The sequence below is a fragment of the Burkholderia sp. LK4 genome (assembly GCF_001043615.1).
In the GTDB taxonomy this organism is placed as follows: domain Bacteria; phylum Pseudomonadota; class Gammaproteobacteria; order Burkholderiales; family Burkholderiaceae; genus Burkholderia; species Burkholderia cepacia.
Genome location: NZ_LDUL01000010.1, coordinates 22,256 through 49,181 on the forward strand (window position 1 = coordinate 22,256; position 26,926 = coordinate 49,181).

Annotated in this window: 25 protein-coding genes and 1 other RNA gene; 6 read left to right on the forward strand and 20 right to left on the reverse strand. The window is 66.2% G+C overall.

Going from position 1 to position 26,926, the window contains the following annotated elements:
* Positions 1–55 precede the first annotated feature (55 nt).
* From hfq to ndk, 9 genes are all read right to left on the reverse strand, one after another.
* Positions 56–295 carry an RNA chaperone Hfq gene (gene hfq, locus VK92_RS05660; RefSeq protein ID WP_006399927.1) on the reverse strand — a complete coding sequence of 80 codons (240 nt, stop codon included), beginning with the start codon at positions 293–295 and terminating at the stop codon, positions 56–58.
* Between the two features lie 155 nt (positions 296–450).
* Positions 451–1,788 (reverse strand): ribosome biogenesis GTPase Der, encoded by a 1,338-nt coding sequence (gene der, locus VK92_RS05665; RefSeq protein ID WP_027787239.1) that lies wholly within the window; start codon positions 1,786–1,788, stop codon positions 451–453.
* Between the two features lie 247 nt (positions 1,789–2,035).
* Entirely contained in the window at positions 2,036–3,181 is a 1,146-nt protein-coding gene (gene bamB, locus VK92_RS05670) for an outer membrane protein assembly factor BamB (RefSeq protein WP_042977620.1), read from the reverse strand.
* Between the two features lie 41 nt (positions 3,182–3,222).
* The gene (locus tag VK92_RS05675) at positions 3,223–3,852 is read right to left on the reverse strand and encodes a tetratricopeptide repeat protein (RefSeq protein WP_021163115.1); all 630 of its coding nucleotides are present in this window, start codon (positions 3,850–3,852) and stop codon (positions 3,223–3,225) included.
* 55 nt (positions 3,853–3,907) lie between these two features.
* Positions 3,908–5,248, reverse strand: a complete 1,341-nt coding sequence (gene hisS / locus VK92_RS05680; protein WP_027787236.1) for a histidine--tRNA ligase — start codon at positions 5,246–5,248, stop codon at positions 3,908–3,910.
* 16 nt (positions 5,249–5,264) lie between these two features.
* Positions 5,265–6,569, reverse strand: a complete 1,305-nt coding sequence (ispG, locus tag VK92_RS05685) for a flavodoxin-dependent (E)-4-hydroxy-3-methylbut-2-enyl-diphosphate synthase (protein WP_027787235.1) — start codon at positions 6,567–6,569, stop codon at positions 5,265–5,267.
* Positions 6,570–6,681: 112 nt separating this feature from the next.
* Positions 6,682–7,710, reverse strand: a complete 1,029-nt coding sequence (locus VK92_RS05690) for a helix-turn-helix domain-containing protein (RefSeq protein WP_048021099.1) — start codon at positions 7,708–7,710, stop codon at positions 6,682–6,684.
* 165 nt (positions 7,711–7,875) lie between these two features.
* The gene (rlmN, locus tag VK92_RS05695) at positions 7,876–9,015 is read right to left on the reverse strand and encodes a 23S rRNA (adenine(2503)-C(2))-methyltransferase RlmN (protein WP_048021097.1); all 1,140 of its coding nucleotides are present in this window, start codon (positions 9,013–9,015) and stop codon (positions 7,876–7,878) included.
* A gap of 55 nt (positions 9,016–9,070) precedes the next feature.
* The gene (ndk, locus tag VK92_RS05700) at positions 9,071–9,496 is read right to left on the reverse strand and encodes a nucleoside-diphosphate kinase (RefSeq protein ID WP_006478674.1); all 426 of its coding nucleotides are present in this window, start codon (positions 9,494–9,496) and stop codon (positions 9,071–9,073) included.
* 249 nt (positions 9,497–9,745) lie between these two features.
* Between ndk and VK92_RS05705 the strand changes: the two genes are divergently transcribed.
* Positions 9,746–10,444: a Bax inhibitor-1/YccA family protein gene (locus VK92_RS05705; RefSeq protein WP_006761414.1), complete on the forward strand. Its 699-nt coding sequence runs from the start codon at positions 9,746–9,748 to the stop codon at positions 10,442–10,444.
* Positions 10,445–10,509: 65 nt separating this feature from the next.
* Here the strand turns inward: VK92_RS05705 and rlmD are convergent, their stop codons facing one another.
* The gene (gene rlmD, locus VK92_RS05710; RefSeq protein ID WP_081052719.1) at positions 10,510–11,907 is read right to left on the reverse strand and encodes a 23S rRNA (uracil(1939)-C(5))-methyltransferase RlmD; all 1,398 of its coding nucleotides are present in this window, start codon (positions 11,905–11,907) and stop codon (positions 10,510–10,512) included.
* Between the two features lie 211 nt (positions 11,908–12,118).
* Between rlmD and VK92_RS05715 the strand changes: the two genes are divergently transcribed.
* On the forward strand, positions 12,119–12,973 hold the full coding sequence (locus tag VK92_RS05715; RefSeq protein WP_048021094.1) for an endonuclease/exonuclease/phosphatase family protein: 855 nt from the start codon (positions 12,119–12,121) through the stop codon (positions 12,971–12,973).
* Between the two features lie 30 nt (positions 12,974–13,003).
* Here the strand turns inward: VK92_RS05715 and VK92_RS05720 are convergent, their stop codons facing one another.
* The 10 genes from VK92_RS05720 to ffs form a co-directional block, all read right to left on the reverse strand.
* Positions 13,004–13,780: a 3'-5' exonuclease gene (locus tag VK92_RS05720; RefSeq protein WP_021163110.1), complete on the reverse strand. Its 777-nt coding sequence runs from the start codon at positions 13,778–13,780 to the stop codon at positions 13,004–13,006.
* A 3-nt stretch (positions 13,781–13,783) separates the two neighbouring features.
* Positions 13,784–14,872, reverse strand: coding sequence for an RNA polymerase sigma factor RpoS (gene rpoS / locus VK92_RS05725; protein WP_048021092.1), 1,089 nt, complete (start codon positions 14,870–14,872; stop codon positions 13,784–13,786).
* 11 nt (positions 14,873–14,883) lie between these two features.
* Positions 14,884–15,768, reverse strand: a complete 885-nt coding sequence (locus VK92_RS05730) for a peptidoglycan DD-metalloendopeptidase family protein (RefSeq protein ID WP_048021090.1) — start codon at positions 15,766–15,768, stop codon at positions 14,884–14,886.
* 5 nt (positions 15,769–15,773) lie between these two features.
* A complete protein-coding gene (locus tag VK92_RS05735; protein ID WP_048021145.1) occupies positions 15,774–16,706 on the reverse strand; it encodes a protein-L-isoaspartate(D-aspartate) O-methyltransferase in 933 nt (310 codons plus the stop codon).
* Positions 16,703–17,464: a 5'/3'-nucleotidase SurE gene (gene surE, locus VK92_RS05740; RefSeq protein WP_021164242.1), complete on the reverse strand. Its 762-nt coding sequence runs from the start codon at positions 17,462–17,464 to the stop codon at positions 16,703–16,705. The genes VK92_RS05735 and surE overlap by 4 nt, the downstream gene beginning before the upstream one ends.
* A 222-nt stretch (positions 17,465–17,686) precedes the next feature.
* Positions 17,687–18,892, reverse strand: coding sequence for a CaiB/BaiF CoA transferase family protein (locus VK92_RS05745; RefSeq protein ID WP_027787226.1), 1,206 nt, complete (start codon positions 18,890–18,892; stop codon positions 17,687–17,689).
* Between the two features lie 48 nt (positions 18,893–18,940).
* Entirely contained in the window at positions 18,941–19,537 is a 597-nt protein-coding gene (recR, locus tag VK92_RS05750) for a recombination mediator RecR (protein WP_006478665.1), read from the reverse strand.
* Positions 19,538–19,568: 31 nt separating this feature from the next.
* The gene (locus tag VK92_RS05755) at positions 19,569–19,895 is read right to left on the reverse strand and encodes a YbaB/EbfC family nucleoid-associated protein (protein WP_006482124.1); all 327 of its coding nucleotides are present in this window, start codon (positions 19,893–19,895) and stop codon (positions 19,569–19,571) included.
* A 92-nt stretch (positions 19,896–19,987) separates the two neighbouring features.
* Complete coding sequence (locus tag VK92_RS05760) at positions 19,988–22,330, reverse strand: DNA polymerase III subunit gamma/tau (RefSeq protein ID WP_048021088.1); 2,343 nt, start codon at positions 22,328–22,330, stop codon at positions 19,988–19,990.
* A gap of 127 nt (positions 22,331–22,457) precedes the next feature.
* An RNA gene (gene ffs, locus VK92_RS39180) (signal recognition particle sRNA small type) lies at positions 22,458–22,556 on the reverse strand.
* A 400-nt stretch (positions 22,557–22,956) separates the two neighbouring features.
* Here ffs and trxA point away from each other — a divergent pair.
* The 4 genes from trxA to VK92_RS05780 all read left to right on the forward strand — a co-directional run bounded on the left by trxA (position 22,957) and on the right by VK92_RS05780 (position 26,926).
* Positions 22,957–23,283: a thioredoxin TrxA gene (gene trxA, locus VK92_RS05765; RefSeq protein WP_006402348.1), complete on the forward strand. Its 327-nt coding sequence runs from the start codon at positions 22,957–22,959 to the stop codon at positions 23,281–23,283.
* Between the two features lie 193 nt (positions 23,284–23,476).
* Positions 23,477–24,739: a transcription termination factor Rho gene (gene rho, locus VK92_RS05770; protein WP_006478662.1), complete on the forward strand. Its 1,263-nt coding sequence runs from the start codon at positions 23,477–23,479 to the stop codon at positions 24,737–24,739.
* A 133-nt stretch (positions 24,740–24,872) separates the two neighbouring features.
* Positions 24,873–25,373 (forward strand): MerR family transcriptional regulator, encoded by a 501-nt coding sequence (locus VK92_RS05775; protein WP_048021085.1) that lies wholly within the window; start codon positions 24,873–24,875, stop codon positions 25,371–25,373.
* Positions 25,370–26,926, forward strand: coding sequence for an MFS transporter (locus tag VK92_RS05780; RefSeq protein ID WP_048021083.1), 1,557 nt, complete (start codon positions 25,370–25,372; stop codon positions 26,924–26,926). Before VK92_RS05775 ends, VK92_RS05780 begins: the two co-directional genes overlap by 4 nt.

Sequence of the window (26,926 nt, forward strand, 5' to 3'; positions counted from 1 at the left end):
TAAGGCGGCTGGCATCGGTCGCTCGCGGCGACCGGATGCCGGCCGCTGCGATAGGTTAGGACGAGGCTTCCGCGTCCGGGTGGAAATTCACCGGGCGCGCCGGCACGACCGTCGAGATGGCGTGCTTGTACACCATCTGGGTCACCGTATTACGGAGCAACACGACGTACTGGTCGAACGATTCAATGTTCCCTTGAAGCTTGATGCCGTTGACGAGGTAGATCGAAACGGGAACGTGCTCTTTGCGCAGTGCGTTCAAAAACGGGTCTTGTAACAATTGCCCTTTGTTGCTCATGGCGTACTCCATCTTTTTTTGCAGGTTGATCTGGATTGGCGGCGAAGAAAAAGAGATCCGGCGCCAATCGCTACACTATAGCCGATTTTGCCTGGCCCACCCGGGGCATAGGCCGTGCGGCCTACCCCTCGTGTAACGCGTGTAACAGGCGTGCTTCAGCTCTTGTCCGCGTACGGATTGTTCGACGAACGGAACTCTATGCGCAATGGAGTCCCCGTCAGTGAGAAAGTTTCGCGGAACCGGTTTTCCAGGTAACGCTTGTACGTTTCCGTCACGGCGTCGAGCGCGTTGCCGTGGATGACGATGATCGGCGGATTCTGGCCGCCCTGGTGCGCGTAGCGCAGCTTTGGACGCACCGGGCCGCGACGGCGCGGCTGCTGGAACTCGACTGCCTCGATCAGCGCGCGCGTGAGCTTCGGTGTCGGCAGCTTCGCCATTGCCGCCGCGTACGCGTCGTCGACCGAGCGCATCAGCGTGCCGATGCCGGTCTTCTTCGTGGCGGAAATGAAGTGCGATTTCGCGAAGTCGAGGAATTTCAGCTTGCGGGTCAAATCCGCTTTCGCCCGATCGCGCGCATGCTCGTCGAGCCCGTCCCACTTGTTGACGCCGATCACGAGCGCGCGACCCTGTTCGACGACGAAGCCGGCGATGTGCGCGTCCTGGTCGGAAATGTCCTGCTGCGCATCCAGCAAAAGAATGACGACGTTCGCGTCGGAGATCGACTGCAGGGTCTTCACGACCGAGAATTTCTCGATCGCCTCGAACACCTTGCCGCGGCGCCGCAGGCCGGCCGTGTCGATCAGCGTGTATTTCTTGCCGTTACGCTCGAAGTCGACGTAGATCGAATCGCGCGTCGTGCCCGGCATGTCGAACGCGATCACGCGATCCTCGCCGATCAGCGCGTTGACGAGCGTCGATTTGCCGACGTTCGGGCGGCCGACGATCGCGATCTTGATGCCGCGCGAAGGATCGTTGTCGTCCTCTTCCGCCGGCCGGTCCGCGTACGCGACCTCCAGCGCCTCGTTGATCATGTCGGTCACGCCGTCGCCGTGCGCGGCCGAGATCGCGCGCGGATCGCCGAGCCCGAGCTCGTAGAAGTCGGTCGCGACCGCCGTGTACTTCATCCCCTCGGCCTTGTTGACGACCAGGAAGATCGGCCGGCCGGTCTTGCGCAGGTAGTCGGCGATCGACTTGTCCTGCGGCGCAAGCCCGTTGCGGCCGTCGACGATGAACACGACGACGTCGGCTTCCTCGACGGCCTGGCGCGTCTGGCGCGCCATCTCGTGCAGGATGCCGTCCTTCGCGACAGGCTCGAAGCCGCCCGTATCGACGACCAGGTACGGCCGCTCGCCGACGCGCCCTTCGCCGTAATGGCGATCGCGCGTCAGGCCGGGCAAGTCGGCGACCAGCGCATCACGCGAACGCGTGAGCCGGTTGAACAGCGTGGATTTCCCCACATTGGGGCGCCCAACGAGGGCAATGACCGGTTTCATCTGTGTTTTCTACGGTGAAGCGCAGCAGCGGGAGGCCCGCTGCTGCGGGCGGCTGCGCTGAATGAAAATATCACGAATTCGCGCCGCGCCGAATGCGCGCGCCTGGCGCGCGATGCGCGCCGTCGTCTTTCGTCTCGAACTGCCTTTCAAATACCGAGCGGCCGGGAGCACCGGCCGCCTTCAAGTCGCACGACCACGGCGCGCGGGACAAGCCCGTCGCGCTGCGGTCGCGCATGTTTCCTGCGCGTCAGCGCGGACGGAATCCGTACAGGCCGCCGTCCTTCGTCTGCACGACGAGCGTATTGCCCGCGAGGACCGGCGCCGCCGTGATCGCGCTGCCGTCGGTCTTCATCCGCGCGATGAAGCTGCCGTCTTCGCGCGACAGGAAGTGCACGAAACCCTTGTAATCGCCCATCACGACCGCGTGCCCGAGCAGGTACGGCACGCCGACGTCGCGGCTCTTCAGCTTGTCGTTGCGCCAGAGCTGGTTGCCCGAAGCGGCATCGTACGCGGTCACGACCGACCAGTCGTCGCCGCCGGCAACGACCGAGTCGTCCTGCGCGAGGCCGCTGCGGCTCGAGAACGGCTTTTCCCACAGCGGGCGCCCCGAGTTCGCATCGAAGCAGCCGAGCTGACCCTGGAACGTCACCGCGCAGGCTTCCGCACCCACGAGCGTCGGCGGGCCGCTGACGTCGTTGATGCGCTCGACCTCGGTCACGCCCTTCGGGAACGACACCGGCGTCTGCCAGAACGGTTCGCCCGTCTGCAGGTTGATCGCGACCAGCCCGCCGCCGGGGAAACCCGCCAGCACCGCCGCGTCACCGGCGAACGTCATGCCGGCCGACACACGCAGGTTCAGCGGCACCGCACGGTTGCGGTAGTTCCACTTCTGCTCGCCCGTCTGCGCGTTGAACGCGACCACCTGGCCGTCGATCGTGCGGACGACCACCAGGCCGTTGCCGACGAGCGGCGGCGAGAAGATCTCGCCCTGCACGCTGGTCTTCCACAGTTGCTTGCCGTCCGGACCCAGTACGAACACGCCGCCCTTCAGCGCGCCGACCGCGGTCAGGTTGCCGTCGCTGCCGACACCGGCCGACAGGTCGGAGCCGACCTTCGCGCGCCAGACCGTCTGGCCCGTCTTCGCGTCGATCTTCTCGACCGAACCGTTTTCGCCCGCCGCATAGACGGCGTCGCCCACGGCCACCGGCGAGAACAGGTAGCGCCCGCCCTTGCCGACGCTCGCCTTCCAGACCTGTTGCACGTCCATCACGGGCTTGAACTCGGTGAGCGGCGTCGGCACGCGGCGCGCGTCCTTCGACGACGAGCAGGCCGCCAATGCGAGGACAGCCGCCGCGCAGGCAACGGGCACAGCGTAACGTTTCAGCAAATTCATCGGTTAGCGAAGCAGAGTTAAGAGGTTGAGGGGACCGGGGTTCAGCCGCCGAGCGCGTCCAGCTTGAACTGCACGAGCTGGCGGGCAGACTGGTCGTCCTTCGACAGGCCGTCGAGCGCGAGCTTGTATGCGGCGCGCGCGTCGTCGGTCTTGCCTTGCGCGGCAAGCAGATCGCCGCGGCGATCGGCCACGAGGCCCTTGAATGCATCGACCGGCGTACCCGACAGCAGCGCGAGGCCCGCGTCGTACGCCTTCTCGTCGAGCAGCAGCGACGCGAGGCGCAGCTTCGCGATCTGCTTATACTCGTCATCCTTGGCGTGATCGACGGCCCATTGCAGCTGCGCCTTCGCACCTGCCGTGTCACCGGCCGCGTACAGCGTCTTTGCTGCGGAGAGCGCCGTCATCTGTGCATACGGCGTGCTGCCGAACTTGGCTTCCATGTCGGCGGCCGCGCGAGCCATCGTCGCCTTGTCGTTCGCGGCGGCAGCCTTCTGGACCTGTTCGTACAGCCCGGACGCCTCGGCAGCCTGACGGCGCTGCCAGTAGTTCCAGCCATTGAAACCGGCCGCGACGACGAGCGCCGCGAGCACGATCCACGTGGTGAGGTTGCCCCAGCGGGCCCACCACGCCTTCAGACTTTCAATCGATTCTTGTTCGTCGTGATAACTCATCGGCGAGCGATTCCTTCCTGTTCAGGCCTTTCTTGTCGAGCGGATGCCAGCGCGATCAGTCGTCGCCGTCTTCGGCGGATGCAACCATCGCATTGATTAGGAATTCGGTCAAGCCTTCGACCGGTACGGTCTGCTGAACGTTCTTTTCCCCGTCTCCGCCCGCACCGCGCAGCGCCTTCACGCCCACCGTACCGTTCGCAACCTCCTCTTCGCCGAAGATCACCGCGAACGCGGCGCCACTGGCGTCGGCCCGTTTCATTTGCGACTTGAAGCTCGCCGGTGCGCCGTCCGCGCTGCAGTGGAAGATCACGTCGAGGCCCGTATCGCGCAGGCGTTCGGCCGCGATGAACGCCTGTTCGCGCGCGGTCTCGCCCTGGTGCACGACGTACACGTCGACGCCTTCCTGCTCGGGCGCGAGATCTTCTTCCTTCAGCAGTTCGAGGATCCGCTCGATGCCCATCGCCCAGCCGCACGCCGCGGTCGGCTTGCCGCCGAGCTGCTCGATCAGCGGATCGTAGCGACCGCCGGCCGCGACCGTGCCCTGCGCGCCGAGCTTGTCGGTCACCCACTCGAACACGGTCAGGTTGTAATAGTCGAGACCACGCACGAGACGCGGGTTGATCTTGAACGGGATGTTGTTCGCGAGCAGCAGGCGCTGCAGCCCTTCGAAGTGCGCGCGCGATTCTTCGCCGAGGAAGTCGATCAGCTTCGGCGCATTCTGCGCGATTTCCTGCAGCGCGGGATTCTTCGTGTCGAGCACGCGCAGCGGGTTCGTATACAGACGGCGCTTCGCATCCTCGTCGAGCACGTCGGCGAACTGCTCGAGGTACTTGATCAGTTCGACGCGGTGCGCGGCACGCTCTTCGGCAAGGCCGAGCGAGTTGATCTCGAGCTTGATGCCGGTCAGGCCGAGGTCATCCCACAGGCGCTGGCACATCATGATGATCTCGGCATCCGCATCGGGGCCCGCGAAGCCGAGCGCCTCGACGCCGACCTGGTGGAACTGGCGATAGCGGCCGCGCTGCGGACGCTCGTGACGGAACATCGGGCCGATGTACCACAGGCGCTTCGGGCCGTCGTACAGCATGTTGTGCTCGATCGACGCGCGCACCACCGCCGCGGTATTTTCCGGGCGCATCGTCAGGTTCTCGCCGTTCAGCGCGTCGGTGAAGCTGTACATCTCCTTCTCGACGATGTCCGTGACCTCGCCGATACCGCGCGTGAAGAGCTGCGTGTGTTCGACGATCGGCGTGCGGATGTTCTGGTAGCCGTATGCGCGCAGCAGCGATTTCACGGTGGCTTCGAAGAACTCCCAAAGGCCGGCATCCTGCGGGAGGATGTCGTTCATGCCCTTGACGCCGGTGAGCTTCTCGATCTTGCGTTTTTGTTCAGTCATCGTGTGTGTGGACGAATTAGTTCAGGGCCTCGGTACGGCCGTAATTGCGTGCGACGTAGTCGCTGACGATCTGCTGGAATTCCTCGGCGATCCGCTCGCCGCGCAGCGTCTTGACCTTCTCGCCGTCGATGAAGACGGGCGCGGCCGGGTTCTCGCCCGAACCCGGCAGGCTGATGCCGATGTTTGCGTGCTTCGATTCGCCCGGGCCGTTGACGATGCAGCCCATCACCGCGACGTTCATCTTCTCGACGCCCGGATACTCCTTGCGCCAGACCGGCATCTGTTCGCGCAGGTAGGTCTGGATCTGCATCGCGAGCTCCTGGAACAGCGTGCTCGTCGTACGGCCGCAGCCCGGGCACGCGATCACCATCGGTGCGAACGAGCGCAGGCCCATCGTCTGGAGGATTTCCTGGCCGACGATCACCTCGCCCGTGCGCGATGCGCCCGGTTCCGGCGTCAGCGAGATGCGGATCGTGTCGCCGATCCCTTCCTGCAGCAGCACGCCGAGTGCAGCCGTCGAAGCCACGATGCCCTTCGAGCCCATGCCGGCCTCGGTCAGCCCGAGGTGCAGCGCGAAGCCGCAGCGGCGGCCGAGTTCGCGGTACACGGCGATCAGGTCCTGCACGCCGCTGACCTTGCACGACAGCACGATACGGTCGCGGCCGAGGCCCAGTTCGACCGCACGCTCGGCCGAGCCGATCGCCGACTGGATCAGCGCCTCGTACATCACGCTCTGCGCATCCCACGGCTGCGAACGCGCACCGTTCTCGTCCATCATGCGCGCGAGCAGATCCTGGTCGAGACTGCCCCAGTTCACGCCGATCCGTACCGGCTTGTCGTACTTGGCCGCGGCCTCGATCATCTGCGCGAACTGCGTATCGCGCTTCGCGCCCTGGCCGACGTTGCCCGGGTTGATCCGGTACTTCGACAGCGACTCGGCGCAGCCCGGGTAGTCACGCAGCAGCAGGTGGCCGTTGTAGTGGAAATCGCCGACGAGCGGCACGGTCACGCCCATGCGGTCGAGCTGCTCGCGGATCGCCGGCACGGCGGCCGCGGCCTCGGGCGTGTTGACCGTGATGCGCACCAGTTCGGAGCCCGCGTTCGCGAGTTCCTTGATCTGGATTGCCGTGCCGATCGCGTCGGCCGTGTCGGTATTCGTCATCGACTGCACGCGCACCGGCGCGTCGCCGCCGATCGTCACGAGCTGCCCGCCCCAGCGGACATCCACCGCATGCGATACGCGGCGCGGCTGATGCCCGCCGAACACCGGCTCGGTTGAACAAATCTGACTGCTGCGTGGGGATTGAGCTTCGGATTGCATCGATAGATCCATTTACGCGGAATGCGCCGCGACGCGGCGCATGAATTGAAAAAGCGCCGTGCCCTCACGGCCTGCCGATATCGACGACAGGCCTTCGCCACGGCGCTTGACGTCAGGGCAACGTGAACCGCGCCACGTTACCCCGCGCTGCCGAATATTTTGCCGGATCGACGGGTTTTCCGTCGAACGCAACGGTGTCGAGGCCCGCCTTGTTGCCGATCGTGACCTTGAACGGGCCATCGCCCGCGACCTGCTTCGCCTCGCCGCCGCGCACCAGCCCGGAGAACAGCTCCTTGCCGCTCTTGTCGCGCACGCTGAACCAGCTGTCCTGCTTGACCTTCAGTTCGACCATGGACTGGCCGGCCGCGACCGCGACGCTCGCCGGCTGAGCCGGCGCGGCGGCGCTTGCCGCCGCCGTCGCCACGACCGGCTGCGATGCGGCAGCCGTCACGGCCGGCGCCACCGGCGCGGGCGCCGGAACTGCCGACGCAATAACCGGCGCCGGCGCAGCAGATGCAGCAGCCGGGGCCGGAACCTCATTCGCGACCACGGCAGCCGCACCGCTTGAGGCCGCCTCTTCGACGGTTGACGAGGATGCCGCCGCCGGCACGCTCGCGGCCGACGCATGCTCCGCGTCGCCGCTCCTGAAGCGCGCGAGCAGGCTCGACGAATCGCCGCCAGTGTGCCACATCAGTACGGCGACCACCGCGACGACGACGATCGCCGTGCCCCACAACCACGGATGATGCCGCGACGATCCGCCCAGCGGAATCGACACGCGGCCGCGCGGCAGATCCGTCCCCGACGACGCGGGCATCGACAGGTCGACTTCCGGCACCCCGCGCTCACGGCGCAACGCCTGCGCGAACGGCTCCGGATCGACGCCGAGCATCTTCGCGTAGCTGCGTACGACGCCGAGTGCAAACGTCACGCCGGGCAAGTGACTGATGTCACCCGCCTCGAGCGCCCGGAGCTTCTGCGGTGCGACCTTGAGTCGCGCCGACACGTCGTCGACGGTCCACCCTCTTGCCTCCCGAAGCTGCGCCAGCCGGCTGCCGACCGCCGCAAGCGATTCCAACCCTGCCGGTGCCGGCTTCGCGCCATTCGTCTCTGCGCCGTTAGACGGCTGCGGCTCACTCATCCTTGTCCTCGCGTCGATTCTTCTTCACTGGCGGCCGCCGCCGGTTCCCGCCGGCCGGCACCCGCAACTGTCCATACCATGCGCGACGCCGTGGCGCCGCGACCGATCGCTATTCGCGTGTTGTACCGCCCAAAAGGCGCTGACATCCCCGGCCAGGCGCCCCTGTCAAATCGCCCGAACCTCGATGATTTTCCCTGCTGCGCCCGTTCGTTCCGCGAGGCGCGTGCGATCCTTCACTGCGCCGGCCAGCTGGCCGCACGCGGCATCGATGTCGTCGCCGCGCGTCTTGCGCACGGTCGTGACGACACCCGCGTCGATGAGGACCTGCGCAAAGCGCTTGATCTGCTCCGGTTTCGAGCGGATGAGGCCCGATTCCGGAAACGGATTGAACGGGATCAGATTGAACTTGCACGGCACGTCGCGCGTGACGGCCAGCAGTTCGCGCGCATGCGCTTCGGTGTCGTTGACGCCGTCCAGCATGCAGTATTCGAAAGTAATGAAGTCGCGCGGCGCGACTTTCAGGTAGCGCTGGCAAGCTGCCATCAGCTCACGCAGCGGATACTTCTTGTTGAGCGGCACCAGCTCGTCGCGCAGCGCATCGTTGGGCGCGTGCAGCGAAACGGCCAGCGCAACCGGCAACTCGGCGCCGAGGCGGTCCATCATCGGCACCACGCCGGACGTGGACAGCGTGACGCGGCGGCGCGACAGGCCGTACGCGTTGTCGTCGAGCATCAGCCGCATGGCCGGCACGACCGCGCTGTAATTCAGCAGCGGCTCGCCCATGCCCATCATCACCACGTTGGTGACGACCCGCTCGGCCTTGCCGTTCGGGCCGGGTGCGCGACCCAGCGACGCTCGCAATGCAAATTCGGCCATCCGTAGCTGGCCGATGATTTCGGCTGTCGACAGGTTGCGGGAAAAACCCTGCTTGCCCGTCGAGCAGAAGCGGCAGTTCACCGCACACCCGGCTTGCGACGACACGCACAGCGTGCCGCGCGTCTCTTCCGGGATGAACACGGTTTCGACCGCATTGCCGTTTCCGACGTCGATCAGCCACTTGCGCGTGCCGTCGGCGGAAACGTGATCGCTGGCGATCTCGGGCATGACGATCGACGCGCGGCCCTTGAGTTTCTCTCTCAAGGACTTCGCAAGATCGGTCATGCCGTCGAAATCGCCAGCGTTGTACTGGTGGATCCAGCGCTGCAACTGCTTGGCGCGGAACGGCTTCTCGCCGAGGCTGCCGCAGTACGCGACAAGACCCTCGGCATCGAAGTCGAGAAGATTGACGGAAGTTTCGCTCGTCATGATGTGCTGCCTTGCCGCGTGCGCTGAATCCTGCCTACTTGCTGCCAGCCAGGGCTTAGCGCGAGTAAACGTTCATTTCCGGGAAGAAGAACGCGATTTCGACCGCTGCCGTTTCCGCAGCGTCCGAGCCGTGCACGGCGTTCGCGTCGATGCTGTCGGCGAAGTCGGCGCGGATCGTGCCCTTTTCCGCCTTCTTCGGATCCGTTGCGCCCATCAGGTCGCGGTTCTTCAGGATCGCGCCTTCACCTTCCAGAACCTGGATCATCACCGGGCCCGAGATCATGAAATCGACGAGGTCCTTGAAGAACGGACGCGCTGCGTGAACCGCGTAGAACTTCTCTGCGTCAGCACGCGACAGGTGCGCCATGCGCGATGCGACGATCTTCAGGCCGGCGCCTTCGAAACGGCTGTAGATCTGGCCGATCACGTTCTTTGCCACCGCATCCGGCTTGATGATCGACAGGGTGCGCTCGATTGCCATAAAAACTCCAAAAAATTAAGAAGTTACAGGTTCAAATGAATCCGCTATTGTAGCACAATCCCGTGTATCATTGCGATTGAACCCTTACACGCGTGAAAGGTTCAGAATCCATATGTTTTGTGCTGCCCGGACATTGAAACCTCCCGGCACGGAACGTATCTTAGCCATAGCTGCTCCGGTTTGCTGCGCCGCACACCGCGCGCGCCGAACCGGCCCCGGACGCCCACGCGTTCAATGTTAGGAGAAACCATGAACGACTATCCGTACAATTTCGGCCGCGGCGGTTCCGTCAGCACCGCCGAGGTTCGCAACCGCGTGCTGCGGAACACGTACTGGCTGCTCGCGCTGTCGATGGTGCCGACCGTGCTGGGCGCCTGGGTCGGCGTCGCGACGGGCTTCTCGCTGTTCGCAGCCACGAGCCCGATGATGAGCCTGCTCGCGTTCTTCGCGATCGCGTTCGGCTTCATGTTCGCGATCGAGCGGACGAAAAACAGCGCGGCCGGCGTGTTCGTGCTGCTCGGCTTCACGTTCTTCATGGGCCTGATGCTGTCCCGGCTGCTGAGCTTCATCCTCGGCTTCTCGAACGGCCCGTCGCTGATCATGCTCGCGTTCGGCGGCACCGGCATCATCTTTGCCGCGATGGCGACGATCGCCACCGTCAGCAAGCGTGATTTCTCGGGGCTCGGCAAGTGGCTGTTCATGGGCGTGATCGTCATCCTGCTTGCCTCGGTCGCGAACATCTTCCTGCAACTCCCGGCGCTGATGCTCACCGTGTCGGTACTCGCGATCGCGATCTTCTCCGCCTACATGCTGTTCGACGTCCAGCGCGTCGTGAACGGCGGCGAGACGAACTACATCTCGGCGACGCTCGCGATCTACCTCGACCTGTACAACGTGTTCACGAACCTGCTCGCGCTGCTCGGCATCTTCGGCGGCAACCGCAACTGACGTTCGCCACGCATCATGAAAAAACCGGCCCGTGGGCCGGTTTTTTTACGTCCGCCGCCCGGATCTCAGTCGCGCTCGAACAGCGCGATCGATTCGACGTGCGACGTATTCGGGAACATGTTCACGACACCGGCGCCCTTCAGGCGGTAGCCGGCCTCGTGCACGAGCAGGCCCGCGTCGCGCGCCAGCGTCGACGGGTTGCACGACACATAGACGATGCGCTTCGGCAGCGGGCCTTCACCGCTCTGCGCGATCTCGGCCAGCGCCTTCGATACCGCGAGCGCGCCTTCGCGCGGCGGGTCGATCAGGAACTTGTCGAATGCGCCGAGCGCACGGATGTCGTCGCCAGTCACTTCGAACAGGTTCCGGCACGCGAACGTCGTGTGGCCGTCGACACCGTTTTCGCGCGCGTTCGCCAGTGCGCGCGTCGTCAGCGTGTCGCTGCCCTCGATGCCCATCACCTCGCGCGACAGCCGCGCGAGCGGCAGCGTGAAGTTGCCGATCCCGCAGAACAGGTCGAGCACGCGGTCGTCGCGCGACGGCGCGAGCAGGCGCAGCGCACGGCCCACCAGCACGCGGTTGATCTGATGATTGACCTGCGTGAAGTCGGTCGGCTTGAACGGCATGCGGATACCGAATTCCGGCAGCGTGTAATCGAGCGACACGTCGAGCGGATAGAACGGCGTCACCGTATCGGGGCCCTTCGGCTGCAGCCAGAACTGCACCTTGTGCTCGTCCGCGAATGCGCGCAGCAGCGCTTCGTCGTCCGCGTTGATCGGCTCCAGCACACGCAGCACGAGCGCCGTGACTTCCGAGCCCACCGCGAGCTCGATCTGCGGCATCCGATCGCGAATCGACAGCCCTTCGACGAGCCGGCGCAGCGGCACCAGCATCGCCGACACGTGCGGCGGCAGCACTTCGCAGCTCGTCATGTCGGCCACGTAGCTGCTCTTCTTCTCATGAAATCCGACCAGCACGCCGCCCTTCTTCGCAACGTTGCGCACGGTCAGGCGTGCACGGTAGCGATAGCCCCACGACGGGCCGTGGATCGGCGCGAACATCGTTTCCGCGCGCAGCTTCGCCAGGTGCCACAGGTTGTCTTCGAGCACGCGCTGCTTGACCGCCACCTGTGCGCGCATGTCGAGATGCTGCATCGAGCAGCCACCGCAGGTGCCGAAGAACGCGCATTTCGGCTTCGTGCGCATCACGCTCGGGCGCAGAATGTCGACAACCGTCGCCTGCTCGTAGCTCGGCTTGCGGCGGAAGCTCGAATAGGTCACGCGCTCACCCGGCAGCGCGCCCTCGACGAAGATGACCTTGCCCGGCTCGCCGTCCTCGGTGATCGTGCGGCCGACACCGCGCGCTTCCATGTCGAGCGATTCGATCTCGAGAACCGGGGCGATTCCGGGCGCGACGGGCGCATTTCTTGATTTGCGCGCAGAAGTGGGGACGGCTTCGGACACCAGCTTTTCCTGACAAACGTTGAAGAAGGCGAGATTGTAGACGACGAAGGCCCGCATCGCCCGCTTTGCATGAGGCAGGCGTCCATACTTGAGCATGGACCGCACGACATTGCGCCGGAATGGCCAGGGGCGCAACTCCGCCCGGGCGGGCGCGGCGAAGCCGAGCGGGCGCCTCCCCCGGCCTGGAATCCACCCGCCAGGAGATTCGACCATGCGACTGATCGACTGGAACATCCAATGGGGTCGGGACGCGGACGGCGTCGTCGATCTTTCGCGCACCGTCGCGGCAATCCGCGGGCTCGGCGACTTCGACGTGCTGTGCCTGCAGGAGGTCACGCGCGGCTTCGGCGCATTGCCCGGCCGGCCCGGCGCCGACCAGTTCGCCGAACTCGCGGCGCTGCTGCCCGGCCATACGATCGTCGAAGCGATCGGCGCCGACCTGCCGCCGATCGAAGCCGGCGCACCGCGTCGCCAGTTCGGCAATGCGATCGCGACCCGGCTGCCGGTCGGGCGCGTGCTCCGCCAGTTGCTGCCGTGGCCGGCCGACGCCGGCGCGCCGTCGATGCCGCGCGTCGCGCTCGACGTCGAGCTGCAGGCGCCCTTCGGACCGCTGCGCGTGGTCACCACGCATCTGGAATACTATTCGGCGCGCCAGCGGCTCGCCCAGGTCGACGCGCTGCGCGACCGGCACCGCGAGGCCTGCGCACACGCTGCACGACCAGCGCCCGCCGAAGCCGCCGAGGGGCCGTTCAGCACGACCGGCCAGCCGTGCGATGCGATCGTCTGCGGCGATTTCAACAGCGCGTTCGGCAGCGATGCCTATCGTCGATTCCTGGCGCCGCTCGCAGACGCGCCGCGCTTCGTCGACGCATGGGTCGCCCGGCACCCCGGCCGCACGCCACCGCCGACGGCGGGTGTCTACGATACGGCGCAATGGTCGGAGGGGCCGCTCGCGTGCGACTTCGTATTCGTGACCGATACGCTGCTGCCGCACGTGATGCGCTGCGAAATCGACGGCGACGTCCGCGCATCGGATCACCAGCCGGTGCTGCTCGAACTCGATTGATCGCGCCGGCCCCGGCGCACCCCACCCGCGCTACGCGGTGAAGCCGGCGAGGTATTCGGCCCAGTGCGACGCCGGCTCCTGCGCAAGCGAGTTCTTCACGAGCAGGATCTCGTCCGCATACTCGCTCGGCGTCAGGCCGCCGCGCATCAACTGGAACCGGCAATACAGCAGGTAGGTATTGACGACGTCGGTTTCGCAATAGTTGCGGATTTCCTCGATCCGCCCGTCCAGGAACGCCGGCCACACCTGGCTGCCGTCCATCCCGAGCTTGCCCGGAAAGCCGCACATCTTCGCGAGTGCGTCGAGCGGCGCGTTCGCGCGCGCCTGATACATCGCGAGCACATCCATCAGGTCGGTATGCCGCGAGTGGTAACGCGAGATGTAGTTGTTCCACTTGAATTCGCGGTCGTCCTCGCCGAGATCCCAGTAGCGGGTCGCGGGAATGCCGTGCACGAGCGCGCGGTAATGGAGCACCGGCAGATCGAAGCCACCGCCGTTCCACGACACGAGCTGCGGCGTGTATTTCTCGATCACGCGGTAGAACGACTGGATCAGCGTGGCTTCGTTGTCCTGCGGCGTGCCGAGCGAGCGTACGCGAAACCCGTTGTTGTCACGGAACACGCACGAGATCGCCGCGATGCGCTGCAGGTGGTGCGGCAGGAAATCGCCACCGGTCTTCTCGCGGCGCGCGGCGAACGCATGTTCGGCCACCGCGGCATCGTCGAGCGTCGCGGGCAGGTCTTCCAGACGGCGAATGCCGTCGACATCGGGAATCGTCTCGATGTCAAAAACAAGAATCGGAGTCATCAGTTACAGAACGGCGTCCTTGCGCACGCCGTTGGAGGCGAAAAACCGCTTGAGGCGCACCAGCGCTTCCTGCTGGATCTGGCGCACGCGCTCGCGCGTGAGCCCCATCTCGTCGGCCAGCTCCTCGAGCGTCGCCGGTTCGATGTGATTCAGGCCGAAGCGGCGCTCGATCACGTGGCGGTGCTTGTCGGACAGCCGCGACAGCCACGCGCGAGTGAGCGTCTCGAGTTCGCGATGCTGCACTTCGGCGTCGGGCGACTGGCTCTGGTCGTCGGGCAGCAGGTCGAGCAGGCTGCTCGCGGGATCGAGGTCGAGCGGCGCGTCGAGCGACGCCGTGTGCTCGTTGAGCGCGAGGATGTCGGTGACTTCCTCGGCGGTCTTGCCGGTGAGATAGGCGATGTCGTCGATGCTGGCTTCGCGGCGCTCGGCCGCCTCGCCCGTCGACATCGAATTCTTTTCGAGGTGGCGCTTCGCGCGCAGCACCTGGTTCAGTTCGCGGATCACGTGCACGGGCAGGCGCACCGTGCGGGCCTGGTTCATGATCGCCCGCTCGATGCTCTGGCGGATCCACCACGTCGCGTAGGTCGAAAAACGGAAGCCGCGCGTCGGGTCGAATTTTTCGATCGCATGCATCAGGCCGAGGTTGCCCTCCTCGATCAGGTCGAGCAGCGGCACGCCGCGGTTCAGGTATCCCTTCGCGATGCTGACGACGAGGCGCAGGTTGCGCTCGATCATCACCTGCCGCGCCTCGAATTCACCGGCCTTGGCCAGACGCGAATAGCGCTGCTCCTCCTCGACGGTGAGCAGCGGCTTCACGCTGATGCGGTTCAGGTAATGCTGGATCGTGTCGGCCGTGAGTTCGGCCTGCAGCAGCGTGCGGAAATCGTCGACGTCGGGCGACGCCTCGGGCCGGCCTTCGCGCTCGTCGTCGCCACCGTCCGCCTCCGCGTCGCGCGCCTCGAGATCGCGTTCGTTATCCGCGTTGTCGTCCTCGTCGTCCGTCGAAGCACCCGCTCGCCCCACCGATGCTTGCGTGGCACGACTGATCTTCTCAGACTCGGCTTGCGGCTCGTGGCGCTTCGATTTCGGCATGGTCGTCTCGGTTATTGAGGCGGCAAATACTTCAGCGGATCGACAGGCTTACCCTGCCGGCGAACCTCGAAATGCAGCATCACGCGGTCGGAATCGCTGTTACCCATCTCGGCGATCTTCTGCCCCTTCGTCACCGCGTCCCCCTCTTTTACCATCAAAGCGCGATTGTGTGCATACGCCGTGAGGTAAGTTGCATCGTGTTTGATGATAATGAGGTTGCCGTAGCCACGCAGGCCATTGCCGGAATAAACGACGCGGCCATCGGCTGCCGCCTTCACGGCCTCGCCGGCCGTACCGCCGATATTGACGCCCTTGTTCTTCGCGTCGTCGAACCCGTTCAGCACGGGGCCGCGCGCGGGCCACGCGAACGTCACGGGGCCGCTCGGCGCAGCTGCCGTGTCGCTCGATGCGGCCGCCGCGACAGGCGGCGTCGCGACCGACGACGTACCGGCGGCCGGCGTTGCCGGGCCGCTGCTGAGCGGCGCGGTAGCGACGGCGGCGCCCGCGATCGGCGCGGCGACCTGCGTGCCCGCAACAGCGGCACCGGCCTGCGGCGACACGCGCAGCAGCTGGTCGACTTCGATCTGATTCGGGTTCGCCAGGTTGTTCCACGCGGCGATGTCGCGATAGTTCTGCCCGTTTTCGAGTGCGATCCGGTACAGCGTGTCGCCCGGCTTTACCCGGTAGTAACCCGGCGGCGCCGGCGGAAGCGGTACCGCGGGCTGCGCGGCGGCAGTCGTGCCGAGCGAACCGGAGCGATCGACGACGGGCGCGTTGTCGAGCCGCGTCGCACAGGCGGCCAGTAGCGTGGAGAACGCAGCTACGCAGATCGCGCGCTGGGCGAGCGTGAGCGGTTCCCTGGAACGGTTGTTTTGCATCGCGCGCAACATACTCATCGGTTTCAAATTACTCCGGATTTTAAAGGGACAAAGAAAACGCGATCAAGCCGTGACTCCCGCCATTGCGCGTGCGCGACGCGCTCGACGAGCGTGAGCACCTGGTGCTGCCCGCTCTGCGCGCCGACCGGCGCGACAAGGCGCCCGCCGATCGCGAGCTGCTCGAGCAGCGCCTGCGGCACGTCGAGCCCCGCCGCCGCGATCACGATCGCGTCGAACGGGGCCGCGGACGGCAGGCCGACACGCCCGTCGCCGTAGTGCAGACGGATGTTCGGCACGCGCAGCGGCCGCAGGTTCAGCTTCGCGCGCTCGTAGAGCGGCTTGATGCGTTCAATCGAATACACGTCGCGTGCCACGTGGCTCAGCACGGCGGCCTGATAGCCGCAGCCCGTGCCGATCTCGAGCACGCGCTCGAGCGTGCGGCCGGCCATCGCGAGCTCGATCATGCGCGCGACAACCGACGGCTTTGAAATGGTCTGCTGGTGGCCGATCGGCAGCGCGGAATCCTCGTAGGCCTGCGTCGCCAGCCCCGGATCCACGAACAGGTGGCGCGGCACCGCGGCCATCGCGTCCAGCACGCGCGCGTCGGTCACGCCGTTCGCGCGCAGCCGTTCGACCATCCGTTCGCGCACGCGTTCCGACGTGAGCGCGAACGCGCCGGCCGGCGCAACGCTCGGCGCGGCCGGCTTCGGCATCGCGGGCTTCAGCGCGGTCGGCTTCGGTGCGGTCGCGGGCTTCGCGGCGGGGGAACCGGGCATGGCCGTGCGCGCGGCAGCGGCTTTCACCGCAACCGGTTTCAGCACGGCCGCGGGCTTGTCGGCGGCCTTCGATGCCGCGACCGCCGCATGGCGTTCGCCGGCCCGACCTTCCGACTTGCGTGGCGCTCGCTTGAGATCTTCGAGCGCGAGCGGAAACCGCTTCGCGCGCTCGCCGCTCATGAAGCCCGCCCTCCGGCGCGCGCCCATTCGCGCGTCGCGGGCAGCATCTGGGTATGCGTGAGGTCCAGCTGCAGCGGCGTGATCGATACGAAACCGTTTGCCACCGCATGAAAATCGGTGCCTTCGCTGGCGTCCAGCGCTTCGCCCGCCGCACCGATCCAGTAGATCGGTTCGCCGCGCGGGTCGATCTGGCGAATCACCGGCTGCGACGGATGACGTTTGCCGAGACGCGTGACTTTCCAGCCTTTCAGTTCGTCGTAAGGCAGGTTCGGAATATTGACGTTCAACAGCGGCTGCCCCGGCAGCGGATGCGCGAGGGAGTGCTCGACGATCTCCGCGGCGACGCGCGCGGCGTCCGCGAGATGGGCCCAGCCCTTGTCGACCAGCGAGAACGCAATGGCCGGCACGCCGAACATGATGCCTTCGGTGGCGGCCGCAACTGTCCCCGAATAGAGCGTGTCTTCGCCCATGTTCTGGCCGTTGTTGATCCCGGAAACGACGAGGTCCGGCCTGGCGTCGGCCATCCCTGTCAACGCGACGTGCACCGAATCGGTCGGCGTGCCGTTCACGTAGAAGAAACCCGTACTCGCTGCGCGCTGCACCGACAGCGGCCGCGACAGCGTGAGGGAATTCGACGCGCCGCTGCAGTTCTGCTCGGGCGCGATCACCGTGAGTTCGGCCAGCGGCTGCAGCGCGTCGCTGAGCGCGGCGAGACCGGGGGCGAGATAGCCGTCGTCGTTGCTGAGTAGGATTCGCATCCGGCGATTGTAACCGAGGAAAGATGGCGCGAGAGCGACAGTCCGGCGACTGCGGAAGGACGGTTGCGGGCAACCGTACACGCTGCACCGCCGCGTTGCGCGGCGGCGTTCCGCACGCTCAGGAAAACGCCCCGCCGCCCCGGGTTTTCCAGCACCAACGGCGCTCGCTTGTGGAACATGCCCTTCGGGGAGCCCGGCGCGAGGCGACAGGCCCAGGGGCGGTCAGATCGCGCCGGCGTCGCGCAGTGCGGCAATCGCCTGCGCATCGTAGCCGAGGCCGCGCAGCACCTCGTCGGTATGCTCGCCGAGTTCGGGCCCGAGCCAGCGCGTTTCGCCCGGCGTGTCCGACAGCTTCGGCGTGATGTTCGGCAACGGAATGTCGGTGCCGTCGGCCAGCTTGAAGCGCTGGATCATCTGCCGCGCGACGAACTGCGGATCGGTGAACATGTCGGCGGCGCTGTAGATGCGCCCGGCAGGCACGTCGGCCGCGTTGAGCACGACGAGCGCTTCATCGATCGTGCGCGGCGCGAGCCATGCGGCAATCGCGTCGTCGATCTCCTGCGTGCGCGGCACGCGCCCGTCGTTTTGCGCGAGTGCGGGATCGTCGGCGAGGTCGTCGCGCTCGATCGCCTTCATCAGCCGCTTGAAGATCGGGTCGCTGTTGCCGCCGATCACGATGCTGCCGTCGCGGCATGCATACGTGTTCGACGGCACGATACCCGGCAGCGACGCGCCGGTGCGCTCGCGCACCATCCCGTACACGCCGTACTCGGGCACCACGCTTTCCATCATGTTGAAGACGGCTTCATACAGTGCAACGTCGACCACCTGCCCCGCGCCGCCGTTGACCTTGCGGTGATGCAATGCCATCAGCGCGCCGATCACGCCATGCAGCGCGGCGATCGAATCGCCGATGGAGATGCCGATGCGCGGCGGCGGCAGGTCGGGATACCCGGTGATGTGGCGCAGCCCGCCCATCGATTCGGCGATCGCGCCGAAACCGGGCCGGTCGCGGTACGGGCCCGTCTGCCCGTAGCCGGACAGGCGCACCATCACGAGGCCCGGGTTCTCGGCCGACAGCACGTCGTAGCCGAGCCCGAGCTTTTCCAGCAGGCCCGGGCGGAAATTCTCGATCACGATGTCGGCCTCGCGCGCGAGTTGCCGCGCGATCGCCTTGCCGGCGTCGGCCTTCAGGTTGAGCGTGACCGATTTCTTGTTGCGCGCCTGCACGGACCACCACAGCGAGGTGCCGCCCTGCTCCGGATGGAGCTTGCGCCACTTGCGCAGCGGGTCGCCGCCGTTCGGATCCTCGATCTTGATCACTTCCGCGCCGAATTCGGCGAACAGCCGCGACGCGAACGGCCCCGCGATCAATGTTCCGAATTCGAGCACTTTGACGCCCGCGAGCGGGCCCTGGCTGGTGCTCATGTGTCTCCCTGGCATGAGGAACGGCGCCGCCGACCGGCGGCGCCCGGCTTACATCGTGCGGCGGTCGAGCATCGCGCGGGCGATGGTGCCCGCGTCGACATATTCGAGCTCGCCGCCCACCGGCACGCCACGCGCGAGGCGCGTGACCGCGAGCCCGCGCGCCTTCAGCGTCTGGCCGAGGTAGTGCGCGGTGGCCTCGCCCTCGTTCGTGAAGTTGGTCGCGAGCACGACCTCCTTGACGACCCCGTCGGACGCGCGCCGCACGAGGCGGTCGAAATGGATTTCCTTCGGGCCGATCCCGTCGAGCGGGCTCAGCCGACCCATCAGCACGAAATACAGCCCGCGGTAAGTCATCGTCTGCTCGAGCATGATCTGGTCGGCCGGCGTCTCGACGACGCACAGCAGCGTCGGATCACGCTCCTCGTCGCTGCAGACCTCGCAGATCTGCGCTTCGGTGAACGTATTGCACTTCTCGCAATGCTGCAGGTGCTCGGTCGCGAACAGCAGCGACCGGCCGAGCCGCTCCGCGCCCTCCCGATCGTGCTGCATCAGGTGGACCGCCATGCGCTGGGCGGATTTCGGCCCGACACCGGGCAGCACGCGCAACGCTTCGACGAGAGCGGACAGGGCGGACGGCTGTTTCATACGGCGGCAAAAAGTGGCACGGACGCCGCGTTCAGAACGGCAGCTTGAAGCCCGGGGGCAGCGGCAGGCCGGACGTCATGCCGCTCATCTTTTCCTGCGACGTCGCTTCGGCCTTGCGCACCGCGTCGTTGAACGCAGCCGCGACGAGATCCTCGAGCATGTCCTTGTCGTCCGCGAGCAGGCTCGGGTCGATCGACACGCGACGCACTTCGTTGCGGCACGTCATCGTCACCTTGACGAGGCCGGCGCCCGACTGCCCTTCGACTTCGATCAGTGCAAGCTGCTCCTGCATCTTCTTCATGTTTTCCTGCATTTGCTGCGCTTGCTTCATCAGTCCGGCGAGGTTGCCTTTCAACATGGGAATACTCCTTCTTGATCGTGTGAACACCGGCACGCGGCGCGTGCCGGCCAATGTGTGGGCGTGATTGTGCCTGTCGCGGGGCGCTCAGTTCAATGCAGCGTCGGCGGCGGGCCGTCCGGCGCCGCGTCGGCAAGCGGGCGCACCGAACCCTCGACGATGCGCGCACCGAAGTCGCGCACGAGCTGCTGGACGAACGGATCGCCGTGAATCTCCTGCTCGGCCTCACGCTGGCGCGCCGCGCGCGCAGCCGCATCGAGTGCCGCCGCCGTACGCCGGGCAGGCCCGACCTCGACGGCCACCTCGACCGGCTTGCCGAGCGCATCGGCCAGCGCGGCCTTCAGCTTCGCCACCTGCGCAGCGTCCGCATATTGCGGCACCGGCACTGAAAGTTTCAACGTAGTCGCATCGACGGCCGTCAGCTCGCTGTTGAACGCGAGCTGGTAGGCGACGCCCTTGAGCGGCAGCCGCGCGGCCAGCGCCGGCCACTCGCCGTCGAAGCCGACTGGATCGAGCGCGATCGCGGGCGGCAGCGGACGCGTATCGACCGGAGTGGACGGGCGGGCCTCCGCCGGCTTCGGCGTCACGCGCACATCGTCGGGGCCGCTGTCGAATACCGGCACGAAGCCGTCGTCGGGCGGGCCGCCAAACATCTCGTCGGCACTGAGCGGCACGTATTCGTCGGGCGGGATGTCCTCCCACGGCGGCGGAGCCTGACGCGCATCGGCTGCCTGCGGCGCACGGGCCGCCGCGCGCGGCGTCGGTACCTGTACGGCGGCGGGACGCGGCGCGACGGGCTTCTCGGCGGCCGGCTGGGCGGCCGGTTTCGCGGCGGCGCCTGCGCGACCGCGGTCGGACGACACGCGCATCCCCGCATTGCGCAGCACGTCCAGCGCGGCGGCGGCTCCCCCGGAACGCGCTGCCGGACGGGCGGCGGGCTCGGGTGGCGCAGCGCGCGGCACCGGTTCGGCCGGCGCAGCCGGCGTGTCGCTTCGCTGGACAACCGCAGCCGGCGGCTCGGGTTCATCGCGGGCGGGTGTCGGCCTCTCGCTGGCCGGCTCCGCTTGCGGTACTGCGGCCACGCGCGGCTGCGGCGTTTCGACGACCGGCTCATCAACCGGGGCCGGCGCGGATGCGGGGACGGCAGCCGGCTTCTCGGCCGGCTGGTCTGCTTCGCCGCCAGCCGGTGCCGGCGCCGCTGGCGCAGCCGTTGCCGTAGCCTGCGGCCGCGCTGCCTCGACGGGTGCGGCGGATACCGGCTTCGCCACGGCAGCCGATGCCGCCGCGACGCGCGGACCCGGCACCGCTCGCGGCACGGACGGCTGTCCGCCCGGCGCGCTGCCGGCCGCCACAGCCGGCTCGAACGCGAGCATCCGCAGCAGCGTCATCGTGAAACCGGCGTATTCGTCCGGCGCCAGGCCGAGTTCCGCGCGGCCGACCGTCGCGATCTGATAGAACAACTGGACCTGCTCGGGGCTCAGCGTCTCCGCGAAGCGGCGCAGGTCGCCCGCTTCGGGCCATTCGTCGAGCACCGAGCCCGGCGCGAACTGCGCCCACGCGATCCGGTGCAGCAGGCTCGCGAGATCCTGAAGCGCGGTCGAGAACGACAGGCTGCGCAGCGACATCTCGTCGGCAATCGCAAGGATTTCGGGGCCGCTGCCCGCGGCAAGCGCGTCGAGCAGACGCACCATGTAAGTCTGGTCGAGCGCGCCGAGCATGCCCGACACGGCCGACTCGGTCACCTCGTTTGCCGAATAGGCGATCGCCTGGTCGGTGAGGGACAGCGCGTCACGCATGCTGCCCTGCGCGGCACGCGCGAGCAGGCGCAGCGCCTGCGGCTCGAACGTGATGTGCTCTTCGCCGAGAATCCGTTCGAGATGCGACACGATATGCCCGGCCGGCATCTGCTTCAGGTTGAACTGCAGGCAGCGCGACAGCACGGTGACGGGAATTTTCTGCGGATCGGTCGTCGCAAGGATGAACTTGACGTGCGGCGGCGGCTCTTCGAGCGTCTTCAGCATCGCGTTGAACGCGTGATTCGTCAGCATGTGCACTTCGTCGATCATGTAGACCTTGAAGCGCGCATCGACGGGCGCGTACACGGCGCGCTCGAGCAGCGCGGCCATTTCATCGACGCCGCGGTTGCTCGCGGCATCCATCTCGACGTAATCGACGAAACGCCCTTCGTCGATCTCGCGACAGGCGCGACACACGCCGCACGGCTGCGACGTGACGCCGGTTTCACAGTTGAGTGCCTTGGCGAAGATCCGCGACAGCGTCGTCTTGCCGACACCGCGGGTTCCGGTAAACAGATAGGCGTGATGGAGACGCCCGCCGTCGAGCGCGTGCGTGAGCGCCCTGACGACGTGCTCCTGGCCGACGAGCGAAGCGAAATCCTTCGGACGCCACTTGCGTGCGAGAACTTGATAGGTCATCGGGAAATTGTATCAGTAACGCTGCGTCGCGCCGACACGCGAAACGGTGCGAAAGACAGGCAACGCGCAGGTAAAACGGAGTGGGGTGCAGAAATAAAAAACGCCCGGCGAACGGGGCGAGAAGGAAGGTGACGAGCCCAACCCTCGGCACTGGCAGAAAACGATTGTGGCTGCTTCGTTCCCGACCTGACCAGGTTCACCGCCCCACCATGCGAGGAGGCCCGTCACTGCATATTCTATCACCGCTTCCGGACGAATGCGACCGTTTGTTCGCACCAATGCGAATATGACCGGGCAAACCGGCGCGCATCGGGTCGCACGACGATCGCCCGCATCGAATTGCCTGCGTCCCCTTGTAATTTGCGGGCCGGCCTCCACCTGCAGGGCACAACGGTCGAACGGCGCGCCGTACCCCTACTCGCGTAGCGGCTACTATCGCCGCCCGCAGCAGATAGCAATTTAGGCTAATATGACGCCCGAACGACCCGCGAGCCGCGGCATGCAGCGCTTACACCCCTCCTGTCCGGAGAGCGGAGTGACCTGCCGCAGCGGCCGGCAGCCAACGGCGGCCGGTACGCCGCAACGCGCAAGCAGGCAGTCCCCGAACCGTAAGAGGTATTGACCCAATGAGCGAACAGATCAAACACATCAGCGACGCATCGTTCGAACAGGACGTCGTCAAGTCCGACAAGCCCGTGCTCGTCGATTTCTGGGCCGAATGGTGCGGCCCGTGCAAGATGATCGCCCCGATCCTCGACGAAGTCGCGAAGGACTACGGCGACAAGCTGCAGATCGCGAAAATCAACGTCGACGACAACCAGGCAACGCCCGCCAAGTTCGGCGTGCGCGGCATCCCGACGCTGATCCTGTTCAAGAATGGCGCGGCCGCCGCGCAGAAGGTCGGCGCGCTGTCGAAGTCGCAGCTCACCGCATTCCTGGACAGCCACCTGTAATACCGGCAGTTCCGCGGACGTGTTGTCAACCGGCAACACGTCCGTCGCCAAGCCGCCGTTCGCTCGCTCAAGCGCGAATCGGCCTATGCTAGAATTAAAAAACGTCTACAAGACGCATTTAAGTCTCTGAGCGCTTCCGCTCGCCCTCCTCCCTTTATTTCTTTCGTCGTCTCCTCCCTGGCGGGTTCTCCGTATGCATTTATCCGAGCTCAAGTCTCTGCACGTGTCCGAACTGATCGAAATGGCCAATGGCCTCGAGATCGAAAACGCGAACCGCCTGCGCAAGCAGGAGTTGATGTTTGCCATTCTTAAAAAGCGCGCCAAGACGGGTGAGACGATCTTCGGTGACGGTACGCTCGAAGTGCTGCCGGACGGTTTCGGCTTCCTGCGCTCGCCGGAAATGTCGTACCTCGCGAGCACCGACGACATCTACATCAGCCCGTCGCAGATCCGCCGCTTCAACCTGCACACCGGCGACACCATCGAAGGTGAAGTCCGCACGCCGAAGGACGGCGAGCGCTACTTCGCGCTGGTGAAGGTCGACAAAGTCAACGGGCAGCCGCCCGAGGCCTCGAAACACAAGATCATGTTCGAGAACCTCACGCCGCTGCACCCGAACAAGCCGCTCTCGCTCGAACGCGAAATGCGCGGCGAGGAAAACGTCACGGGCCGCATCATCGACATGATCGCGCCGATCGGCAAGGGCCAGCGCGGCCTGCTCGTCGCATCGCCGAAGTCGGGCAAGACCGTGATGCTCCAGCACATCGCGCACGCGATCAAGCAGAACCACCCGGACGTGATCCTGTTCGTGCTGCTGATCGACGAGCGTCCTGAAGAAGTGACCGAAATGCAGCGCTCGGTCGCGGGCGAAGTGATCGCCTCGACGTTCGACGAACCGGCCACGCGCCACGTCCAGGTCGCCGAAATGGTGATCGAGAAGGCCAAGCGCCTCGTCGAAATGAAGCACGACGTCGTGATCCTGCTCGACTCGATCACGCGTCTCGCACGTGCGTACAACACCGTGATCCCGGCATCGGGCAAGGTGCTGACGGGCGGTGTCGACGCGAACGCACTGCAGCGTCCGAAGCGCTTCTTCGGCGCGGCACGCAACATCGAGGAAGGCGGCTCGCTGACGATCATCGGCACCGCACTGATCGAAACCGGCAGCCGCATGGACGACGTGATCTACGAAGAGTTCAAGGGCACCGGCAACATGGAAGTGCACCTCGAGCGCCGCCTCGCGGAAAAGCGCGTCTATCCGTCGATCAACCTGAACAAGTCGGGCACGCGCCGCGAAGAAATGCTGATCAAGCCCGAGATCCTCCAGAAGATCTGGGTGCTGCGCAAGTTCATCCACGACATGGACGAAGTCGAGGCAATGGAATTCCTGCTCGACAAGATCCGCCAGACGAAGAGCAACTCCGAGTTCTTCGACCTGATGCGCCGCGGCGGCTAAGCGCCCCCGCCCCGCACCGAACGGCCGCCCGCGCATCCTGCCCGGCGGCCGTTTTTCGGTGCCAACCTGAACGTGAACGTACAGGTTGATCTACAATCGCATCATCGCCCGGATCGAATTCCCTCCACGCCCCATGCCGAACGACACCTCCACCCCGCTGCTGACCGTGAGCGACGCCTCGTCGCGACTCGGCGTCACGCCGCGCACGCTGAAGTATTACGAGGAGCGCGGGCTCGTCACGCCGTCGCGCAGCGAGGGCCGCTACCGCCTCTACGACGAAGCCGACCTCGAGCGCTTCGCGCGTATCCTGCGGCTGCGCGCGCTCGGCTTCTCGCTGCACGGCATCACCGAAATGCTGAAGCGCCCGCTGGAAGAAACGGGCGACGGCCGGCGCCGCTACTCGGAAGCGTCGCTGCGCGACATCCGTACCGGCCTCGCCGAGCAGGTCGATACACTCGACCGGCGAATCGCGGCCGTCCAGCGCGAACTGAAGGAAGCCGTCGCGCTGCGCAAGGAACTGCAGCACGACATCGACTACGTCGAGCGGCGTCTTGCCGGCGAAAGCGCCGACACGCTGATCGCGCAGCGGCAGGCCGAAAGCGGCACGCGGCGCGCGCGCAAGGCGCGCGAATGAACGCGATGCCCGGCCGCCCGCCGCTGTGGAGCCGCGCGAACCTGCGCGCGGACCTGTTCCCGTGGGCGCTCGCGCTCGTCACCGGCATCGACTATTTCGACAACGCGGCCTTCTCGTTCTTCGCGAGCTACATCGCGGGCGGCATCAACGCTTCGCCTGACGAACTCGTGTGGTCGTCGAGCGCTTACGCGGTCACGGCCGTGCTCGGCATCCTGCAGCAGCAATGGTGGGTCGACCGGCTCGGCCATCGCCGCTACGTCGCCGGCTGCATGCTGATGTTCTCGTTCGGCGCGATCGCGGCCGCGCTCGCCGACACGTCGCTCGAACTCGCGTTCGCGCGCGGTTTCCAGGGATATTTCATCGGCCCGATGATGGGCGCGTGCCGGATCCTGATCCAGATCAGTTTCAAGCCGCAGGAACGGCCGCCCGCGACACGCGCTTTCCTCATCATGATCCTGCTCGGCAGCGCGCTCGCGCCGATCGTGGGCGGCCTGCTCGTCGCGCATGCGACATGGCGCGCACTGTTTGCGTGCACGGCGCCGGCCGGCATCGCGTTCGCGATCCTCGCGCTGCTCACGCTGCCGGACTCGGGCCGGACGCCCGACGACGAACGCGGCTCCGGACATTTCTGGCCGTATGTCGTGTTCGCGCTCGCACAAGGTGCGCTGCAGATCGTGCTGCAGCAGGTGCATTACCAGCTCTACAGCGGCTCGCCGATGCTGATCCTGCTGACGATCGCGGGGATCGGCGCGCTCGCGTGGTTCGCGTATCACCAGTGGAACCATCCGACGCCGCTCGTGCGCCTTCATGCGTTCCGCGAACGGACGTTCCAGGTCGGGCTGCTGCTCTACATGTTCTATTACTACGAGTCGACAGGCTTCAGTTACCTGACCTCGCGGCTTCTCGAAGGCGGGCTCGGCTATCCGGTCGAGAACGCCGGGCGGCTCGTGGGCACGATGTCGCTGATTTCGGCCACCGCGCTGTTCGCCTACCTGCGTTACGCGAAATTCGTCACGCACAAGAAGTGGTTCGTCGTGCCGGGGTTCGCGGTCGCCATCACGGCCGCGCTGTGGATGACGCGAATGACGCCGCAGGTCGGCGAAGCCGCGCTGATCGTCCCGCTGCTGCTGCGTGGGCTGCTCCTGCTCTTCATCGTGCTGCCGGTGGCCAACCTGACGTTCCGGATCTTCGCGATCGACGAATACACGCACGGCTACCGGCTGAAGAACATCGTGCGGCAACTGACGATCTCGTTTGCGACGTCGTCGGTGATCATCGTCGAACAGCACCGCGTGGCCGTGCACCAGACGCGACTCGTCGAGCGCGCGAACGTGTTCGATCCGCTGTTCCAGCAGGCCGTCGATGCGCTGACGCGCAGCTATGCGGCCGCCGGCCACGCGCTGAACGACGCGCACGGGCTCGCGATCGCGTCGATCGCGCGCATGGTCGCGCAACAGGCGTCGTTTCTCGCGTCGCTCGACGGCTTTTACTTCCTGGCCGGCGTGGCGCTCGTCGGCGGCCTCTTCGCGGCATGGCAAAAAGAGATCGATTGA

Excerpts from the sequence above, each read along its gene's own strand:
- VK92_RS05705 (WP_006761414.1), top strand. The coding sequence starts at position 9,746 with ATGAACGACTATCCGTACAATTTCGGCCGCGGCGGTTCCGTCAGCACC.
- der (WP_027787239.1), bottom strand. The coding sequence starts at position 1,788 with ATGAAACCGGTCATTGCCCTCGTTGGGCGCCCCAATGTGGGGAAATCC.
- ispG (WP_027787235.1), bottom strand. The coding sequence starts at position 6,569 with ATGCAATCCGAAGCTCAATCCCCACGCAGCAGTCAGATTTGTTCAACC.
- VK92_RS05730 (WP_048021090.1), bottom strand. The coding sequence starts at position 15,768 with ATGAGTATGTTGCGCGCGATGCAAAACAACCGTTCCAGGGAACCGCTC.
- hfq (WP_006399927.1), bottom strand. The coding sequence starts at position 295 with ATGAGCAACAAAGGGCAATTGTTACAAGACCCGTTTTTGAACGCACTG.
- rlmN (WP_048021097.1), bottom strand. The coding sequence starts at position 9,015 with ATGACGAGCGAAACTTCCGTCAATCTTCTCGACTTCGATGCCGAGGGT.
- hisS (WP_027787236.1), bottom strand. The coding sequence starts at position 5,248 with ATGACTGAACAAAAACGCAAGATCGAGAAGCTCACCGGCGTCAAGGGC.
- recR (WP_006478665.1), bottom strand. The coding sequence starts at position 19,537 with ATGAAACAGCCGTCCGCCCTGTCCGCTCTCGTCGAAGCGTTGCGCGTG.
- VK92_RS05675 (WP_021163115.1), bottom strand. The coding sequence starts at position 3,852 with ATGAGTTATCACGACGAACAAGAATCGATTGAAAGTCTGAAGGCGTGG.
- VK92_RS05755 (WP_006482124.1), bottom strand. The coding sequence starts at position 19,895 with ATGTTGAAAGGCAACCTCGCCGGACTGATGAAGCAAGCGCAGCAAATG.
- rpoS (WP_048021092.1), bottom strand. The coding sequence starts at position 14,872 with ATGCCGAAATCGAAGCGCCACGAGCCGCAAGCCGAGTCTGAGAAGATC.
- VK92_RS05735 (WP_048021145.1), bottom strand. The coding sequence starts at position 16,706 with ATGAGCGGCGAGCGCGCGAAGCGGTTTCCGCTCGCGCTCGAAGATCTC.
- VK92_RS05715 (WP_048021094.1), top strand. The coding sequence starts at position 12,119 with ATGCGACTGATCGACTGGAACATCCAATGGGGTCGGGACGCGGACGGC.
- trxA (WP_006402348.1), top strand. The coding sequence starts at position 22,957 with ATGAGCGAACAGATCAAACACATCAGCGACGCATCGTTCGAACAGGAC.
- rho (WP_006478662.1), top strand. The coding sequence starts at position 23,477 with ATGCATTTATCCGAGCTCAAGTCTCTGCACGTGTCCGAACTGATCGAA.
- VK92_RS05720 (WP_021163110.1), bottom strand. The coding sequence starts at position 13,780 with ATGACTCCGATTCTTGTTTTTGACATCGAGACGATTCCCGATGTCGAC.
- bamB (WP_042977620.1), bottom strand. The coding sequence starts at position 3,181 with ATGAATTTGCTGAAACGTTACGCTGTGCCCGTTGCCTGCGCGGCGGCT.
- VK92_RS05745 (WP_027787226.1), bottom strand. The coding sequence starts at position 18,892 with ATGAGCACCAGCCAGGGCCCGCTCGCGGGCGTCAAAGTGCTCGAATTC.
- VK92_RS05775 (WP_048021085.1), top strand. The coding sequence starts at position 24,873 with ATGCCGAACGACACCTCCACCCCGCTGCTGACCGTGAGCGACGCCTCG.
- surE (WP_021164242.1), bottom strand. The coding sequence starts at position 17,464 with ATGCGAATCCTACTCAGCAACGACGACGGCTATCTCGCCCCCGGTCTC.
- VK92_RS05760 (WP_048021088.1), bottom strand. The coding sequence starts at position 22,330 with ATGACCTATCAAGTTCTCGCACGCAAGTGGCGTCCGAAGGATTTCGCT.
- VK92_RS05780 (WP_048021083.1), top strand. The coding sequence starts at position 25,370 with ATGAACGCGATGCCCGGCCGCCCGCCGCTGTGGAGCCGCGCGAACCTG.
- ndk (WP_006478674.1), bottom strand. The coding sequence starts at position 9,496 with ATGGCAATCGAGCGCACCCTGTCGATCATCAAGCCGGATGCGGTGGCA.
- VK92_RS05690 (WP_048021099.1), bottom strand. The coding sequence starts at position 7,710 with ATGAGTGAGCCGCAGCCGTCTAACGGCGCAGAGACGAATGGCGCGAAG.